General features: G+C 56.9%; 14 protein-coding genes. 12 read left to right on the forward strand and 2 right to left on the reverse strand.

Translation table 11 applies throughout. From position 1 onward, the window contains the following. Positions 1 to 22 precede the first annotated feature (22 nt). Both cgtA and proB read left to right on the forward strand, forming a co-directional pair. Positions 23 to 1216 (forward strand): Obg family GTPase CgtA, encoded by a 1194-nt coding sequence (gene cgtA, locus ACT3T6_RS04835; RefSeq protein ID WP_192527349.1) that lies wholly within the window; start codon positions 23 to 25, stop codon positions 1214 to 1216. Positions 1217 to 1341: 125 nt separating this feature from the next. After that, a complete protein-coding gene (gene proB, locus ACT3T6_RS04840; protein WP_287077335.1) occupies positions 1342 to 2481 on the forward strand; it encodes a glutamate 5-kinase in 1140 nt (379 codons plus the stop codon). Positions 2482 to 2570: 89 nt separating this feature from the next. On the opposite strand, the gene ACT3T6_RS04845 is transcribed toward proB, so the two are convergent. Further along, a complete protein-coding gene (locus ACT3T6_RS04845) occupies positions 2571 to 3566 on the reverse strand; it encodes a DUF1853 family protein (protein WP_412767861.1) in 996 nt (331 codons plus the stop codon). Between the two features lie 132 nt (positions 3567 to 3698). After that, positions 3699 to 4175, reverse strand: a complete 477-nt coding sequence (locus ACT3T6_RS04850; RefSeq protein WP_444625937.1) for a PepSY domain-containing protein — start codon at positions 4173 to 4175, stop codon at positions 3699 to 3701. A gap of 228 nt (positions 4176 to 4403) precedes the next feature. On the opposite strand from ACT3T6_RS04850, the gene ACT3T6_RS04855 reads away from it, so the two are divergent. The 10 genes from ACT3T6_RS04855 to phnD all read left to right on the forward strand — a co-directional run bounded on the left by ACT3T6_RS04855 (position 4404) and on the right by phnD (position 15197). Further along, the gene (locus ACT3T6_RS04855) at positions 4404 to 4724 is read left to right on the forward strand and encodes a PepSY domain-containing protein (protein ID WP_087108801.1); all 321 of its coding nucleotides are present in this window, start codon (positions 4404 to 4406) and stop codon (positions 4722 to 4724) included. Continuing rightward, positions 4721 to 5395, forward strand: coding sequence for a response regulator transcription factor (locus tag ACT3T6_RS04860; protein ID WP_193053199.1), 675 nt, complete (start codon positions 4721 to 4723; stop codon positions 5393 to 5395). Before ACT3T6_RS04855 ends, ACT3T6_RS04860 begins: the two co-directional genes overlap by 4 nt. Next, the gene (locus ACT3T6_RS04865; RefSeq protein ID WP_193053200.1) at positions 5392 to 6759 is read left to right on the forward strand and encodes a sensor histidine kinase; all 1368 of its coding nucleotides are present in this window, start codon (positions 5392 to 5394) and stop codon (positions 6757 to 6759) included. Before ACT3T6_RS04860 ends, ACT3T6_RS04865 begins: the two co-directional genes overlap by 4 nt. Before the next feature lie 15 nt (positions 6760 to 6774). Continuing rightward, positions 6775 to 8694: an alkaline phosphatase D family protein gene (locus tag ACT3T6_RS04870; protein WP_193053201.1), complete on the forward strand. Its 1920-nt coding sequence runs from the start codon at positions 6775 to 6777 to the stop codon at positions 8692 to 8694. Positions 8695 to 8934: 240 nt separating this feature from the next. Further along, complete coding sequence (locus tag ACT3T6_RS04875; RefSeq protein WP_287077328.1) at positions 8935 to 9231, forward strand: YtcA family lipoprotein; 297 nt, start codon at positions 8935 to 8937, stop codon at positions 9229 to 9231. 3 nt (positions 9232 to 9234) lie between these two features. Beyond that, a complete protein-coding gene (gene mdtN, locus ACT3T6_RS04880; protein ID WP_193053202.1) occupies positions 9235 to 10284 on the forward strand; it encodes a multidrug transporter subunit MdtN in 1050 nt (349 codons plus the stop codon). Next, the gene (locus tag ACT3T6_RS04885) at positions 10274 to 12181 is read left to right on the forward strand and encodes an FUSC family protein (protein ID WP_193053203.1); all 1908 of its coding nucleotides are present in this window, start codon (positions 10274 to 10276) and stop codon (positions 12179 to 12181) included. The genes mdtN and ACT3T6_RS04885 overlap by 11 nt, the downstream gene beginning before the upstream one ends. After that, a complete protein-coding gene (locus ACT3T6_RS04890; RefSeq protein WP_193053204.1) occupies positions 12165 to 13700 on the forward strand; it encodes a TolC family protein in 1536 nt (511 codons plus the stop codon). Before ACT3T6_RS04885 ends, ACT3T6_RS04890 begins: the two co-directional genes overlap by 17 nt. A gap of 237 nt (positions 13701 to 13937) precedes the next feature. Beyond that, entirely contained in the window at positions 13938 to 14132 is a 195-nt protein-coding gene (locus ACT3T6_RS04895; RefSeq protein ID WP_412767862.1) for a hypothetical protein, read from the forward strand. Positions 14133 to 14231: 99 nt separating this feature from the next. Beyond that, positions 14232 to 15197 carry a phosphate/phosphite/phosphonate ABC transporter substrate-binding protein gene (phnD, locus tag ACT3T6_RS04900; RefSeq protein ID WP_193053205.1) on the forward strand — a complete coding sequence of 322 codons (966 nt, stop codon included), beginning with the start codon at positions 14232 to 14234 and terminating at the stop codon, positions 15195 to 15197. Positions 15198 to 15236 lie beyond the last annotated feature (39 nt).

A 15236-nucleotide genomic window follows, 5' to 3' on the forward strand; every position in this document is an offset into this window, starting at 1 on the left:
GCGGAAGCGGCCGGGAGAAACTATGCAGTTCGTCGATGAAGCCTCGATTATTGTTGAGGCGGGAAATGGCGGCAATGGCTGTCTGAGCTTTCGCCGCGAAAAATATGTGCCCAAAGGTGGCCCCGATGGTGGTGACGGTGGGCACGGGGGGTGCGTTTACCTGATCGGTGACGATGCGCTCAATACGCTGGTCGACTTCAAGTTTCAGCGTTTTTACAAGGCTGAAAACGGCCAAGGTGGCATGGGCCGCCAGATGAGCGGTAAAGCCGGTGAAGATCTGCACGTTAAGGTGCCGGTAGGCACCACCGTTGTGGACGTTGATACGCTGGAAGTCATCGCGGATGTCACCGAAATTGGCCAGGTGGTACTGGTCGCGGAAGGTGGTCGACGTGGTTTGGGTAACATCCACTTCAAGTCATCCACTAACCGTGCACCGCGGCGCACCACGCCAGGTACCGAAGGCGACCGTCGCAACTTGCGTTTGGAAATGAAGGTAATGGCGGATGTTGGCCTGTTGGGCATGCCCAATGCCGGCAAATCCACCCTGATTCGCTCGGTATCGGCGGCCAAACCTAAAGTAGCCAACTACCCGTTTACCACGCTGGTGCCTAACCTGGGTGTTGTGAAGCTGGGTATGCACGAGCACTTTGTGATGGCGGACGTGCCGGGGTTGATCGAAGGTGCCTCTGACGGTGCGGGCCTGGGGCTGCGCTTTCTTAAGCACCTGACCCGCACGCGACTGCTATTTCATGTGGTCGACGTGGCGCCCTTTGATGAGTCTGACCCGGTGGAAACCGCTCAAGCGATCGTGCATGAGCTTGGCCAGTTCTCTCCGGCGCTTTCCGAGCGCCCGCGCTGGCTGGTGTTGAACAAGTTTGATCTGCTGCCGGAAGAGGAGCGCGAAGAACGCGCCCAGGCGATCATTGACGCGCTTGGCTGGGAAGGCCCGGTGTTCCGTATCTCGGCGATTAGCAATGAAGGCACGGACAAGCTGGTTCAGGCCGCGTACCGCTGGCTGACCGAGCAGCGTCGCCTTGAGAACGAAGACGAAGAGGCGCTGGCCCGCGAGCAGGAAATGCGCCGCCGCATGGAAGATGAGTCGGTCGCCCGTATCGAAGAGCGTCTGGGGCGTCGCCGTAAGCGGCCTGCTGAAGAAGCCGACGACGATGACTTCGATGATGATGATTACGACGTTGAGATCGAGTACGCGCCCTAACGGCCGAAACCGGCAGGCTTGCTCAGCCTGCCAGTAATGGCCGACGTTGAATATTGTTGTCGAATATCATCGCTTAATAGCGTTGCTGAATAGTGTTAACAACGTGCCTGATAAGGTAGAGACGGATGGAGAGTCATGAGCAGGGGATGGGCCGTGAAGCGTTAAGCCGTGCGCGCCGTGTGGTAGTGAAAATCGGCAGCGCACTGCTGACCAACGATGGCCGTGGCCTGGATGAAGCCGCTATTGGCGGCTGGGTTGACCAGATTGCCGAGCTTCATCAACAGGGTGTTGAGGTGGTGCTGGTCTCCTCGGGCGCCGTGGCAGCAGGCATGGTGCGGTTAGGCTGGCAAGCACGCCCGAGCGCGGTGCATGAGCTGCAGGCCGCCGCGGCAGTGGGCCAGAACGGCCTTACTCAGTGCTATGAGCAACATTTTGCTCGCCACGAAATGCTCACTGCGCAAATTCTGCTCACTCATGACGACCTTTCCAACCGCAAACGCTACCTCAATGCGTTATCGGCCCTGCGCACGCTGGTGGAGATGCGCGTGGTGCCGGTCATCAACGAAAACGATACGGTGGTGACTGACGAAATACGCTTTGGCGATAACGATACGCTGGGTGCGTTGGTAGCCAACCTGCTGGAAGCGGACGCGTTACTGCTGCTGACCGACCAGGAAGGCCTGTTCGATGCCGACCCACGCCATAACTCCAATGCCCAGATGATCGCCGAAGGGCGCGCAGATGACCCGCGCTTGGCAGCGGTGGCGGGCAGCGGCGGGGCGCTGGGGCGGGGTGGCATGAGCACCAAGGTACGTGCTGCCAAACTTGCTGCGCGTTCAGGCGCCGTTACAGTGATTGCCAGTGGTCGCCAGCCAGATGTCATTACCCGGCTTATGAGTGGTGAAGCGTTGGGAACGCTACTGCATCCGGAGCAGGCACCGATGGCGGCGCGTAAGCGCTGGCTGGCGGGGCAACTTCAAGTGCGTGGCACGCTGACGCTGGATGCCGGGGCGGTAAAAGTCCTGCGCGAAAAAGGCTCCAGCCTGTTGCCGGTGGGGGTGCGGGGTGTAAAAGGCACGTTCAAGCGGGGCGATATGGTGGTGTGTATCGATGAGCAGGGCATGCCGGTTGCCAAAGGGCTGGTCAATTACGGCGTGGATGAAGCGCGTCAGTTGGCGGGGCAGCCGAGTCACCAAATTGAGGCTATTTTGGGCTACGTAGAAGCCCATGAACTGATTCACCGCGATAACCTGGTCGTGATCTAGCGCTTGGTTTTTGCCCGGGTATTGGTTGAAATAGAACATCATCAAAACGCCGTTTGCTGTGATCAGTAAGCGGCTTTTTTATGCGTGCGCTACTTTGCCTTGGGGGCGATAGGCACTTGGCGGGGCCAGTCGTTGGGCACAATAAATACCCGCTCAATGCGCTGCTGATGGGGCCGGTAGAGCATTATTTGCTGGGGCCCGTACTGTTCGATGAGTCGCTCAATGCCAGGTATCACGGCGGCCACTGGTTGAAAATCTTCCGCTTTGGGCGGCGCTAGCCAGTGCGGTTTTCGTAACCAGACTATGCGTAACGACGCACCCAGGCTATCGCGCAGCGCAGGCCAGTCACGCAAAAAACACCACCTGCCGCGGTGATGGTCCAATGTGGCGTGCTGGGGGGAAGGTAGCGCCGTATGCCACGGGTAAAACAAGACGCCCGGCATGGCGAGGCGATGAGTAAGAAGCTCTCCTACCGTGGACGAGCAGGTGTCGATGTCGCGGGGTGTTAGCCAGTGAGCCAGCGTGGCCAGTGCCCCGGGCGTTATGGAGCGCGGCAGTTGGTGCTGGCATAAATGAGCGCATTTTAGCGCCAGGCTATCCAGCCCACCAGGACCTATCCAGCGGCTTGGGCTGTCGGCCGGGCCGGGGCCTTCAGGCAGGCCCAAATAAAACTTGATCGCCACTTCCAGATGCACGGGCGCCGGGTTATCGCGGGTGCGGTAAAGCATATCCAGCTCGCCAAGCGTCGTGCGCTTTTTAAAGATGCGCACATTTTTGGCGAGTAGCCGCGTATTAGGCGCGTTATCCAGCAGGAAATGCCACAGCCGCTCGTGGTAGTGTCCCATGCGGCCTGTCTGTTGGCGGTTAACGCCTGCGAGTAGCGGCGTTATTTGCTGTAGCCAGTCAGCAGTGCCTGTGGCCAGGCCCAACTCCTGACACGTCGGGCGGCCGCCGTTTGGCATGGGCGGCGGGAGCGTGACCAGATCGGGCGCTGTTATCAGCCACGCCAAATCATGCGCTATTTGAGACACCCCTGGCGCTGTCATCTCTTCGATTTTCTCTGCGCGATGCCTTCTTACTTCCACGTTATCAGTTCCACGATGTTCTCCCCTTGGCAAAACTGTCGCTAGATAGTGGTAAAAACACAAGCGGACCCCGTAGGGCCCGCACCGTGTGATAACACATAGCCAGCGATAGGGTGCTACCGCTAGCAGTTATTAATCGCGGTCAATTTCAGTAATTTCGTAAGAGCCTTGACGCAGGCTTATTTCCAGCTCGCGGCCATTCTCATCCCGGCCTTCGATATCAATAACGCCGCCCTTATCGATGTCGATATCCTCAAATTCGCTCATGCCCTCTTTTCGCGCCACTTCCAACGCCTGGCGTACGTCCTCTTCACTCATTCCCCACGCGCCGGTAATTAAGCGTTTACGCTCTTCTTTCAGGGTTTCGCCATTATCCAGTGAAAATTCAACGTCGGCGTACCACTCATCATCCAGCCAGCCTTCTACTTCTGAGCGTCCACGGCTTTTAATACTGATCTCTTCATAATGGGTGAATCTATAATCGACGGCAGGTACCAGCACCTCGTCAACCCGATCCATGGACAGCGCGTCTGCTTGAGCGCTGCCTGCTGCCGCGGTGAGTAGCAGAGCAGAGGCGGGTATCAACAGCATTTTTTTCATGACGTTCATATCAAATTCCTTCTTTGCTTAATGAATGGCATTGCCCGATGAATGTGGTCTGATATAGATCACTCAGCGAATGCGACAGAGGATTTATAGCACTTCGGTTATTTCCCCAAGCTGAACAATCCATTCATCTAGCGTTCATGTTGCTTCTGGCATTCTAGTCCAATGAAGTCACTCCGCCATCGATTCACGCACCGACTCTTTTACTGCTTCCTCTCCTCTGTCAAGTGGATGGGGGGGGCGCTGCTGGCTGCCATATTGATAGGCAGCGCTGTAGGTGATCAGCACTGGGAAACACTGCACAGTGAAGTGCGCCGTGGGGAGGTGGTGCCCTTGGAAACCATTTTAGACTGGCTGGAAGCGAACTATCTGGGAGACGTGCTGGAAGTGGAGGTAGAGCGCGAGCAGGGTCTGGTAGAGTATGAAATCAAGCTGCTGGGCCCACAAGGTCAAGTGGTTGAGTTTGAATTTGATGGTCACAATGGTCAGTTAATGAAAATAGAGGGTGTGCGTATCAATGAGATGCGCCGCCCACAAGGTATGACGCCATGAAGTGTTTGCTGGTAGAGGATGATCAGGCGATTGCCCGCGAGCTGAGCCAAGCGCTGCGTGACGGTGACTGGGTCGTTGAGCATGCCGAAAATGGCCAAGAGGCCGACTTTTTGGTGCGTACCGAAACCTACGATACGGTAATACTTGATGTAGGTTTGCCCGACGGTGACGGCACGCGCTGGCTGGCTGCCTGGCGTGAAGACGGCATTGATCTGCCTGTGCTTATTCTGACTGCTCGAGAGCGCTGGGCGGACAAAGCTGCGGGCTTTACCGCAGGCGCAGATGACTACGTTACCAAGCCTTTCGAGCCGGGTGAGGTGTTGTTTCGGCTACGGGCACTAGTGCGGCGTACCCACGGCCATGCTCATCCGGTACTCAAAGTAGGTGAACTCAGCCTGGATACTCATACGCAGCACGTAAGCCTGGCGGGCCGCCCGGTAAGCTTGACTGCCCAGGAGACACGTCTGCTCGGCTACCTGATGCATGCCGCTCCCAGGGTCGTCAGCCGAAGCGAGCTTTCTGAACACGTTTACGACCGCGACCATGAGCCCGACTCAAACGTGATTGATGTGCAAATCAGCCGACTACGTCGCAAGCTGGGAGCCTGGCGGTTTGCCACCCTGCGTGGGCAGGGTTACCGGCTCTTGGCAGAAGTGCCTAGCGGCGAATGAGCAACGTAACGCCTTCCTGGCGAACGCGCTGGTCAGGTCGCTCGATTAGCCTTCGCCTGCTGCTGGCCGTTTTAGTCATGATCGGGCTGGCCTTGCCGCTCGCCGGAATGCTGCTCGCGCATCATTATCGAAACGCGGCGACCGAGGCGTTTGATGAACGCCTTGAAGCAACGCTGAACGTGATTATTGCGGGCGTTTCCGTTGACCCGCTCAGTGAACAGTTGCGCTATGACCGCGCTCTTGGGGACCCACTTTTTGACCAGGTCTTCTCGGGTTGGTACTGGCAAATTACCGATCAACAGGTGCACACGATCACCTCGCGCTCGCTGTGGGATCAACGCCTGCCGGTCATCGATAACGAAGAGGTGAGCGCGCGCTCGTTGCCCGGCCCACGTGGGCAATCACTGCGTACCGTCGAGCGAGATATTTACCTGGCCCCTTTAGAAGCCCCTTTGCATATTAGCGTAGCGGCCCGCGATGACGAGCTGAAGGCCGATATACGCGAGTTCCAGCGCTTGCTCTGGCTGGGCTTGGTCAGTCTTGGAGCATTGCTGTTAGGCGTGTTGGGCCTACAGGTGCGCTGGGGGCTTGCGCCGCTGCGGCGTATGCAGGCCAACTTAAAAGACGTTGAGCAGGGGCGCGCAGTAGAAATGACGACGGACCTGCCTAACGAGCTTGCTACGCTTGCGGCTTCCATGAACGCCGTACTGGCCCGCGACCAGCGCCTGATTGAGCGTGGCCGTCACACGGCAGGTAATTTGGCCCATGCCCTGAAAACCCCCTTAAGTGTTATGCGCTTGCTGGTCCACCAGTTGCCTGACGCGCATCGCGCTGCTTGGGAAGCCGAGTTAACCCGAATGGACAGTGCCGTTCGCCATCACCTGGCACGGGCATCTGCCGCAGGTGACGGTGGCCGCTTTGCACCAATTTCGCTGCACGACACGCTTTCACCGCTGTTAAGCGGGCTGAGTCGGCTGGCTCAGCGTCGCATGCTTACCCTGCATCAAATCTGGGAAAATTACCCGCGTGTGCACTTGGATGCCCAGGATATTCAGGAGCTTATCGGCAACGTGCTGGATAATGCACTACGCTGGGCAAACCATGAAGTGACGTTTAGGGTGTGGGTCGTCGACCAGATGCTTTGGTTGAGCGTCAGTGATGATGGCCCAGGGATGACGCAACAAGAGAGCCAGGAGGCACTTGGGCGCGGCAAGCGCTTGGATGAGCAGCGCTCCCAAAGTGGCTTGGGTCTTGCCATCGTGGCGGACCTGATCACGCTCTATCATGGCCAAATGCGCCTTCAGCGCGCAGAGGCCGGGGGGCTTGAGGTCACTGTCGAACTGCCGGTGGTGGCGCATGGCTAAGGGAGAACAAATGCAATGACAATGGATGATGCGTTGCCGGATGTATTGGTCGGCCCGCTATTGCGCCGCATTAGCCCCACACGCCTGGTGTTGTGGTTAGTGGCAACGCGCCCGCTTGATATGTCGCTGGTGCTTTTCCCAGGCCGCAGCGATGAGCAGCGCTTCCACTTAAATGATCATCATCAGTGCCTGCCTATCGGTCGGTACGCGTTTATTCACTTGATTGATCTGCGCTTGCCGCACGCGCTACCCACTGATGAACGCATCGAATACGACCTGCGACTTCAAACGGCGACGGGGGAGTGGCAGGCGCTGCCCGAGTGGGCGCCCTGGCTGTGCCATGAAGGTGCTGCTTATCCTGCCTTTGTCATCGCCTCACGCCACCACCGGTTGATGCACGGTTCGTGCCGTAAGCCTCACCATGCGAGCGCCGATGGGTTAGTGCGCGCCGACAGCTGGCTGGCGGACAAGCAGCAAGCGCCGAAAGAGTGGCCAGCATGGTTGTTAATGACGGGCGACCAGGTGTATGTGGATGATGTCGCAGGCCCCATGCTGCGTGCGGTGCATGCGCTTATTGAACGCCTAGGGCTAGTCGATGAGCGGCTGGAGGGCGCCACGGTGGAGGATAGCCAAGCGCTTTATGCCTCGCCTGATAGCTATTACCAGCGCGAGTCGCTGCTGCCCGATGTCACCAGTAACGTGGCGCTGCGCGAGCGATTTTTCGGCGGTGTTAAAAAGCCGGTGTTTACTTCGGCGAACGCCTCCAATCATCTAATGACACTGGCGGAAATGCTCGCCATGTATTGTTTAGTGTGGTCGCCGGTTGCTTGGCAAATGATTGCCCCAGCGATGCCTGCCCTTAACGATAAAGTAGCCCAACGTTATCGCGAGGAGCAGGCGGCTTTAGATGATTTTGTGGCCGGGTTACCGCAGTGCGCTCGGTTAATGGCGCATTTGCCCAGTTTGATGATCTTTGACGACCACGATGTTACCGACGATTGGAATCTGACCGCCGATTGGGAGCGCTGCGCGTATGGCCATCCGTTCTCAAAGCGCATTATTGGCAATGCGCTGGTGGCCTATTTGTTCTGCCAGGGGTGGGGCAATGCACCGGATAAGCTTAACCCGCTGGTCGAGCAGGCGGCCGAATTGTTCCGTGAGCAAGGGCTGCTTTCGTGCTCCAGGCAGGATGCATTGATCGAACGGCTACTGCGTTTTCAAGGGTGGGAGTTTCAGGTGCCCGGCACGCCTGCCCTGATTGTTTTGGATACCCGCACCCGCCGCTGGCGTAGCGAGCGCAGCCCCCAACAGCCGTCCGGCTTAATGGATTGGGAAGCGCTGATGGAAATGCAGCAGGCGCTATTGGGTTGCAAAAGCGCTGTCATCGTCTCGCCAGCCCCCATGTTTGGGGTAAAGCTGATTGAAGGCGTTCAGAAGATGTTCACTTGGGCGGGCAAGCCGCTGGTGGTGGATGCCGAGAACTGGATGGCCCACCGTGGCGCCGCCAATACATTGCTGCAAATCTGGCGTCATTCCAAAACGCCGGGCAATTACGTGATTCTCTCTGGCGATGTGCACTACTCGTTTGCTTACGACATTATTGTGCGTCGCCAAAAGCGTGCGCCACATTTATGGCAGGTGACCTCCAGCGGCATCAAGAACACTTTCCCCGTGCAACTGCTAAATACCTTTGACCGGCTTAATCGGTGGCTCTACGCGCCCTGGTCGCCGCTTAACTGGTTTACCAAACGTCGCAAGCTGAGTATCCACCCGCGTGACCCCAGCGGGGCAAGCGCGGGCGAGCGGCTTTGGAACGCCAGCGGTATAGGCCTTGTAACGCTGGATATTGAGGGCCGCCCGGTGGATATTCGCCAGTTGGACGCCAACGGCAATGACGTTGTCTTTCCCCCGCCCGCTGACCTTCCCTTTATCTGATGACATGTATCTGACGTCAGTGCATGGCAAACAACAGGGCTGTTCGCTGGAATAGCGTGTAGCGCGGGCGGCGGCATAGACAGCCGCGAACCGCGCATGCCATAGTAAGCATGCTTAGGGGACGGCATGCACCAGGTGCATCGCCTCATCAAGATCGAACAAAAGTAAAAGGCCCTGTTGGGCACTATTTTGATAGGGGCAGATTTGATAGGGGCAGACTGCAATGAATAGGAGGCTCTGGTGCTGAGAGCAGGCGCTGCCAGGAAAGAACGGCTGCTGAACAGAATCTTTCTGGCGATCCTTTTGTTGATGGCCGCCACTCCGGCCTTGTCAGCCGCTCCGGCTGTCGGCATGTTTGGTAGCTTCTTTCCTTACTGGCTAATCTCGCTGTTTATCGGTGTGGTGGCAACGATTTTTATCCGTGTCATTTTCGTGGTGACGAAGCTTGATGACATCATTCCGTGGCGTGTCCTAGTATATCTGTCTCTGACGCTGGCCATGACGCTGTTATCTTCTCATCTTTTTTTTGGACGCTGAATCATGAAAGGTCATGCTTCCAAGCGGGTAGCATCCATTGTCGGAGCCGTGATCGCCATTGCCATCATTGCTGGCGCTGCTGTTCTGGCTTACCAAAGCTACGAGAATGCGCGCGCCAATCCGCTGTCAGATGATGCCACTCTGAGGGCCGATATTGTCCACATTGCTCCGTCGGTAGCGGGCCGCATCGTGGCCTTGCATGTTGAGGAAAACGACTTTGTCCGCAAGGGCGATCTTTTGCTGGAAATTGATGACACTGCCTATCGGCTGGCCTTGAAACAGACACAGGCCGACCTGGCCATGGCAACGGCGGCCAGTGGCGATCAGTCTCGAACTATCCGCGCGGAGCAGGCCAATGCGGAAATTGCCGAGGCCCAGATCAATCGAGCCACGACAAACCTGGCGCTGGCGAACCAGACCCTTGACCGCCTGCTGCCGATGGAGTCCAAGGGCTATGTTTCTCAGCAGCAGATCCACGACGCGCGCACTGTTAAACGCAATGCCGAAATCAGCTTACAGGAAGCGATTCAGCAGCGTCAGGCTGCTGAGGCGCTGGTGGGTAATGATGAAGCAACCCAGGCGTTGATTGAAGCGCGCCAGGCCGCTCAGGGCATTGCCCAGCATGAGCTGGACGGTACTCGGGTCTATGCGCCGGCTGACGGCCGGGTTGTCGGAGTGACCGTTTCTGTGGGGGACTACGCGCTGCCTGCCCAGTCCCAGTTCAATCTGATCAAGACGGACACCTGGTATGCTTCGGCCAACTTCACCGAAACCATGCTGGGCAATATCGCTGTCGGTGACTGCGCCACGGTATATGCGCTGGCTAACCGCGACCGTGCCATTAAAGGCACGGTGGTGGGAATAGGCTGGGGCGTGGCCTCGAAAGACCTGATCGACCTGCCGTTAACACTGCCGATTGTGCCAAAATCCCTTGATTGGGTGAGAGTTCAGCAGCGCTTTCCCGTCCGCATTCTGCTGGATGACCCACCGGCGGAATTGATGCGTGTCGGCGCATCGGCGGTAGCAACGGTTCACCAAAACGATGGCTGCTGAATCTCCGTGGGGGAAAATCGCCCGCCAGGCGTGGGCGGATCTCCAGCCCTTTCCTGGAAGGATTGGCCTGACTTGGCGCGTGGCGCTACTGTGTGCTCTGGTGTCTGCAACGGCCATGATGCTGAAAATACCTGAGGCCTCGATCAGCTGCTATTTGATCATTTTTTTGTCCAAGCAGGATGCCGTAAAGAACTGCATCATGGCCTTGGGCGTGATTCTGATGGCATCAACCGTGGTACTTCTGATGATTCCGATCATCAACGTTAGCATCGACAGCCCTGCCATGCGCCTAGCGGTCATGTTTTTCGCCTCGTATATTTTCCTGTTTCTCAGCTCAGCGACTCCGCTGGGCGAGCAGGCGGCCATTGTTGGCTTGGTGATCGCCTTTATCATGACGCTGGTGACCATGGTGCCGGTTGGTGAGGTCGCTGACAAAGGCTTGCTCATGGCATGGAAAATGGCCTGTATGCCGATGTTTTTGATGATCCTTTTTAACCTGCTGTTCGGCACCCCTTCGCAAACACTGGTGCGTAACCGGATTGTCGAAAGACTGCGCTGTGCGGCAGACCGCATCGAGACACAGCAAGCGTCAACGGCTTTCAACACTCTGGTGAGCGAAGGTAATGATGACTCGTTGCAGCAAATGCAGATCGTCAAGCTGCTGCACCTGATATCGACGGTACGGTCTCGCTGGCTCAGCGGAGCAACTGAGACAAGTTATCGCATCCTGATTATCGCTGAGGCCCTGCCTGAAAGCCTGAGCCGCGCAGCAAGGAGTGACTTGGCGGTTGAGTTACGCCAAGCGGCGGATGTTATCGCCAACGGTAAGTGCCCGGCGCTACAGGCTGCGCCGGAGGCGGCAGAAACCGGCTTACAGCCGCTTTATGTCGCATTGCATGGTTTGTCACAGCCGGATGGAGGGGCTGCACAGCCACCGCGTCCGAGAAAAATACCTTTGCTGGCTGCCGATGCATTTTCCAATCCGATACATCAGCGCTATGCGCTAAAGACATCCGCCGCGGCGGTGCTCTGCTATTTGATTTATACCGGCATGCAGTGGGATGGCATTCATACGGCGATGATCACCTGTTATGTTGCCGCGCTCGGCACTACGGGGGAAACACTGCGTAAGCTGACGTTGCGGATCGTCGGTTGTCTGATTGGCGCAGCGATGGGGATTTTTTCGTTGGCTTTCATCATGCCGCACCTGAGCTCCGTCGGTGGCCTGATGGGGCTGGTATTCTTTGGTGTGCTGATCGGTGCTTGGGTGTCATCAGGTACTGAGCGGATCTATTATGCTGGCGTGCAGATCGCCTTGGCTTTCTTGCTGACCACCCTCAATGGATTTGGTCCCAGCTTTGATATCTCCCAGGCCAGCAACCGTATCTACGGCATCCTGCTGGGTATTTTTGTCATCTATGTGATCTTCACCCAGTTCTGGCCGCGTAGCGTGATCAACCAGGTGGCACGGCAGCTCAACGATGCGTTGGATGCCTTGAGCGATCTCAGTACGCTTTCCAGGCAGGATCAACAGTTGCGCACCCAAGCGGCCTCTACTGCATATTTTGCACTGGGCCAAGCCGAAGAACTTCTCGATATGGTGCCTTTCGAGCCGTCGCGTCTGCGTGCCAGCACTGATGAGCTGAAGCGCGTGGAGAGAATTGTTGAAGAGCTCAATGACCTCACCAGCCAGCTTTACATGGCAGAACAGGATGACGGCACTATCAAAGAGCGCCTGCAGCGACTCAAGTCACAGTTGGCCACTGAGCTTGAAAACCAACGTAGCAGGCCAGTACCTTCGGCTTACGAGGGTTCTCCCCACGACGACAGCGCATTTAGTGATATAGAGCGGCAACTCACTCGGATAGAGCGGATTGTGCATGTTGAGAAAAGCTAGCGTGTTTAGATTAGCCAAGCTCAGGGCCTGTGTTGCTCTGGGCGTTGTTCTTGGCACTATAGGGGGCCTGCAGGGCTGTGCAACGGATGCACTGAAGAATACTTCCGCCTCCCCCAGCACGCCCTGGGTGCCTCAAGGTCAGCCCGCGCTGCCTGGCGATTTTTCCGTGTCAGGTTCAACTGATATCGGCTTGCTGCCAGACCCGGTGTCACAGGATCTACAGCCGGGCAAGGTGTATCAGTTACCCGAGCTGATAGACTTTGCGCAACGTCATAACCCGTCAACCCGAATTGCCTGGGAACAGGCGCGCCAGCTGGCGCTGGCCTCTGGAATGGTGGAAGCCACGTTTCTGCCGATCCTGACCGCCAATGTGTTTGCGGGCAGACAGCAAACCAGCATTCCTTATCGCGGGTTGCTGGATGGTGACACTCACCATGTCGATACCACCGTCAGCGGTGTGGCGCCAAACCTTGCTTTGCAGTGGCTAGTGTTTGATTTTGGCCGACGCGAAGCGCTCAGCGATGCCGCCCGGCACAATGCCTATGCGGCCAACGTCAACTTCAATGGTGCCCACCAGGCGGTGATCTACAACGTGACGCGTAGCTATTACCAGTACGGTGCTGCCAAGGACAGGCTGGCGATTGCTGAGGAGGTGCTGGTCAACAACCGCCTTCTGCAGGATGCGGCTGAGTCCCGCTACGCCAATGGCACCGGCACCAGCATCGCTGTTGCTCAAGCCCGTCAGCTTGTCGCCCAATCCAACCTGCGGATGGTGCAGGCACAGAGTATGCTGCGCGATCAGTATCAGGAGTTGTTGAGTGCTCTCGGTGCTTCGCCGACGACACAGGTCGAGGTGGCCGGCGCGTCGAATCGCCCGCTACCGGGTATTGACGAGTTGGCATCGGTGGATTCTGCGATTGAGGCGGCACTCAGCAAGCGGCCGGATGTGCTGGCCAGCTATGCTGAGCTGCAAGCTGCCAAAGCGACAGAGCGTGCCGCCGATGCCGACTTCATGCCTAGGGTATTTGTTGCCGCCGCCATGGGAACCAACAAGCAAAATCTGAGCATTGGTCATTTGCCCAGTATTGGCAACCAGACCACAGGCACCGGGGTGTTCCTGGGGGTGATAATGCCTATCTATGATGGCGGCCTTCTTGCCGCCAAACGCCAGCAGGCAGTCTCTGTCACGGCTTCAGCCGAAGCGGCATTCGAGAAAATTCGCAACACGGCGATGCGCGAGATGGTCGTTGCTGCTGATGCACTGCGCTCCTCACTGGCGGCTTTTGACGCTGCTGACGCGTTGACCGAAGCGGCTGCGGTGACTTACGACGCGGCCTTTGATGCTTATCGCAACGGGGTAGGCACTATCACTGAGGCTACTGTGGCGGAGTCCGGCCTTCTGGATGCAAGGCTGGCACGCTCCGAGGCACATGCGGCAAGCCTGATTGCCGCATCGACGCTTGCGTTCACGCTTGGCGCCATGACATCAAGCACGTCCCCTTTAGAGGCTATTCCCTGAGGCTCGTCCATCCAATACCCTTCACTCGTAAGCTATTTTAGCGCGCTAACTGTCACGCCAGTGTCATAAAAAAGTCGCACGCTTGCTAACTAGACAGTCTTCGTAAAAAGCCTTTGCAAACCGCCTCTAACGCCGTCTCTAACATAATAGGCATTCAGCCGTTTAATAAGGTGCTTTCACGAACCTGTAAGAGTCTTTTTCAATAGCTATCACGACGTTTGATAAGGCAGCAGGCATATGACCGCCCAGGAAGCGCAATGGCTTAACCGTATTATTGAATCAGAAGATCTGCACGTATTGTTTCAGCCCATCGTGGATGCCAGCCAGCACTCTATTTACGGCTATGAAGCACTGATCCGTGGGCCTAAAACATCGCCGCTGCACTTGTTTGATGTGGCCATGCAGGCAGGGCTATTGGTAGAGCTGCTTTAAGTTTTTGAAACCGTCATCAAGTGGTCATTTAAGTGTCGTGGCGTTGTCATCTAGCGTCGGCAGGATAGCGCTATCTTCGAACAACATTCCAGGTGACGTATGCATACTGTGTCTCTACCCCGTACCTTGATCAGCGCTGCTGTTGTCAGTGCCTTTGCTCTGGTTGCCGTTAATGCATCGGCAGACCTCTCTGCGCGCTATGTTGATAACGACGGTGACATGGTAGCGGATGCACCCACGGATGAGTCGCAGTGGGTCGACCCCGATACGTTGGTATTTGCTTATACACCGGTCGAAGACCCGGCTGTTTACGCGGATGTGTGGGCCGGTTTTTTGGACCATCTGAGTGAAGCCACGGGCAAAGACGTTCAGTTCTTCCCGGTGCAGTCCAACGCGGCACAGCAAGAAGCGCTGCGCGCTGGCCGTCTGCATGTAGCGGGTTTTAACACCGGTGGTGTACCGGTCGCCGTGAACTGCGGTGGCTTCCGTCCGTTTGCCATTATGGCAGCAGACGACGGCAGCTATGGCTATGAAATGGAAATCATCACCTATCCAGATAGCGGTATTGCGTCGGTTGAAGACCTCGAAGGCCGCCAACTGGCGTTTACCTCTGAGACGTCTAACTCAGGCTTCCGGGCACCTTCTGCGCTGCTACGTTCTGAATATGGCATGGAAGCAGGGGAAGCCTTCGAGACAGCGTTCTCTGGTTCCCACGATAACTCCATTCTGGGCGTTGTGAATCAAGACTACGACGCAGCGGCCATTGCTAACTCCGTTGGCACGCGCATGATTGCCCGGGGCGTAGTTAATGAAGGCGATTACGACATTATCTACACCTCAGAAACCTTCCCCACCACAGCGTACGGTTTGGCGCATAACTTGAAGCCTGAACTGGCTGAACAGATTCAAGACGCGTTCTTCAGCTACGACTGGGAAGGGTCTGCGCTACAGGCTGAGTTTGCCAACTCGGGTGAAGCGCAATTTATGCCGATTACCTATGAAGAGCACTGGTCCGTTATCCGCACGATCGCCGATGCTAACGGTGTGACGTACGAATGTGACTAAGTAAGCCCTTAATTTTTGCGGTTACTCGGCCAGAAGGTT

The organism is Halomonas sp. 72, from assembly GCF_052379785.1.
Lineage (GTDB): Bacteria > Pseudomonadota > Gammaproteobacteria > Pseudomonadales > Halomonadaceae > Vreelandella > Vreelandella citrativorans.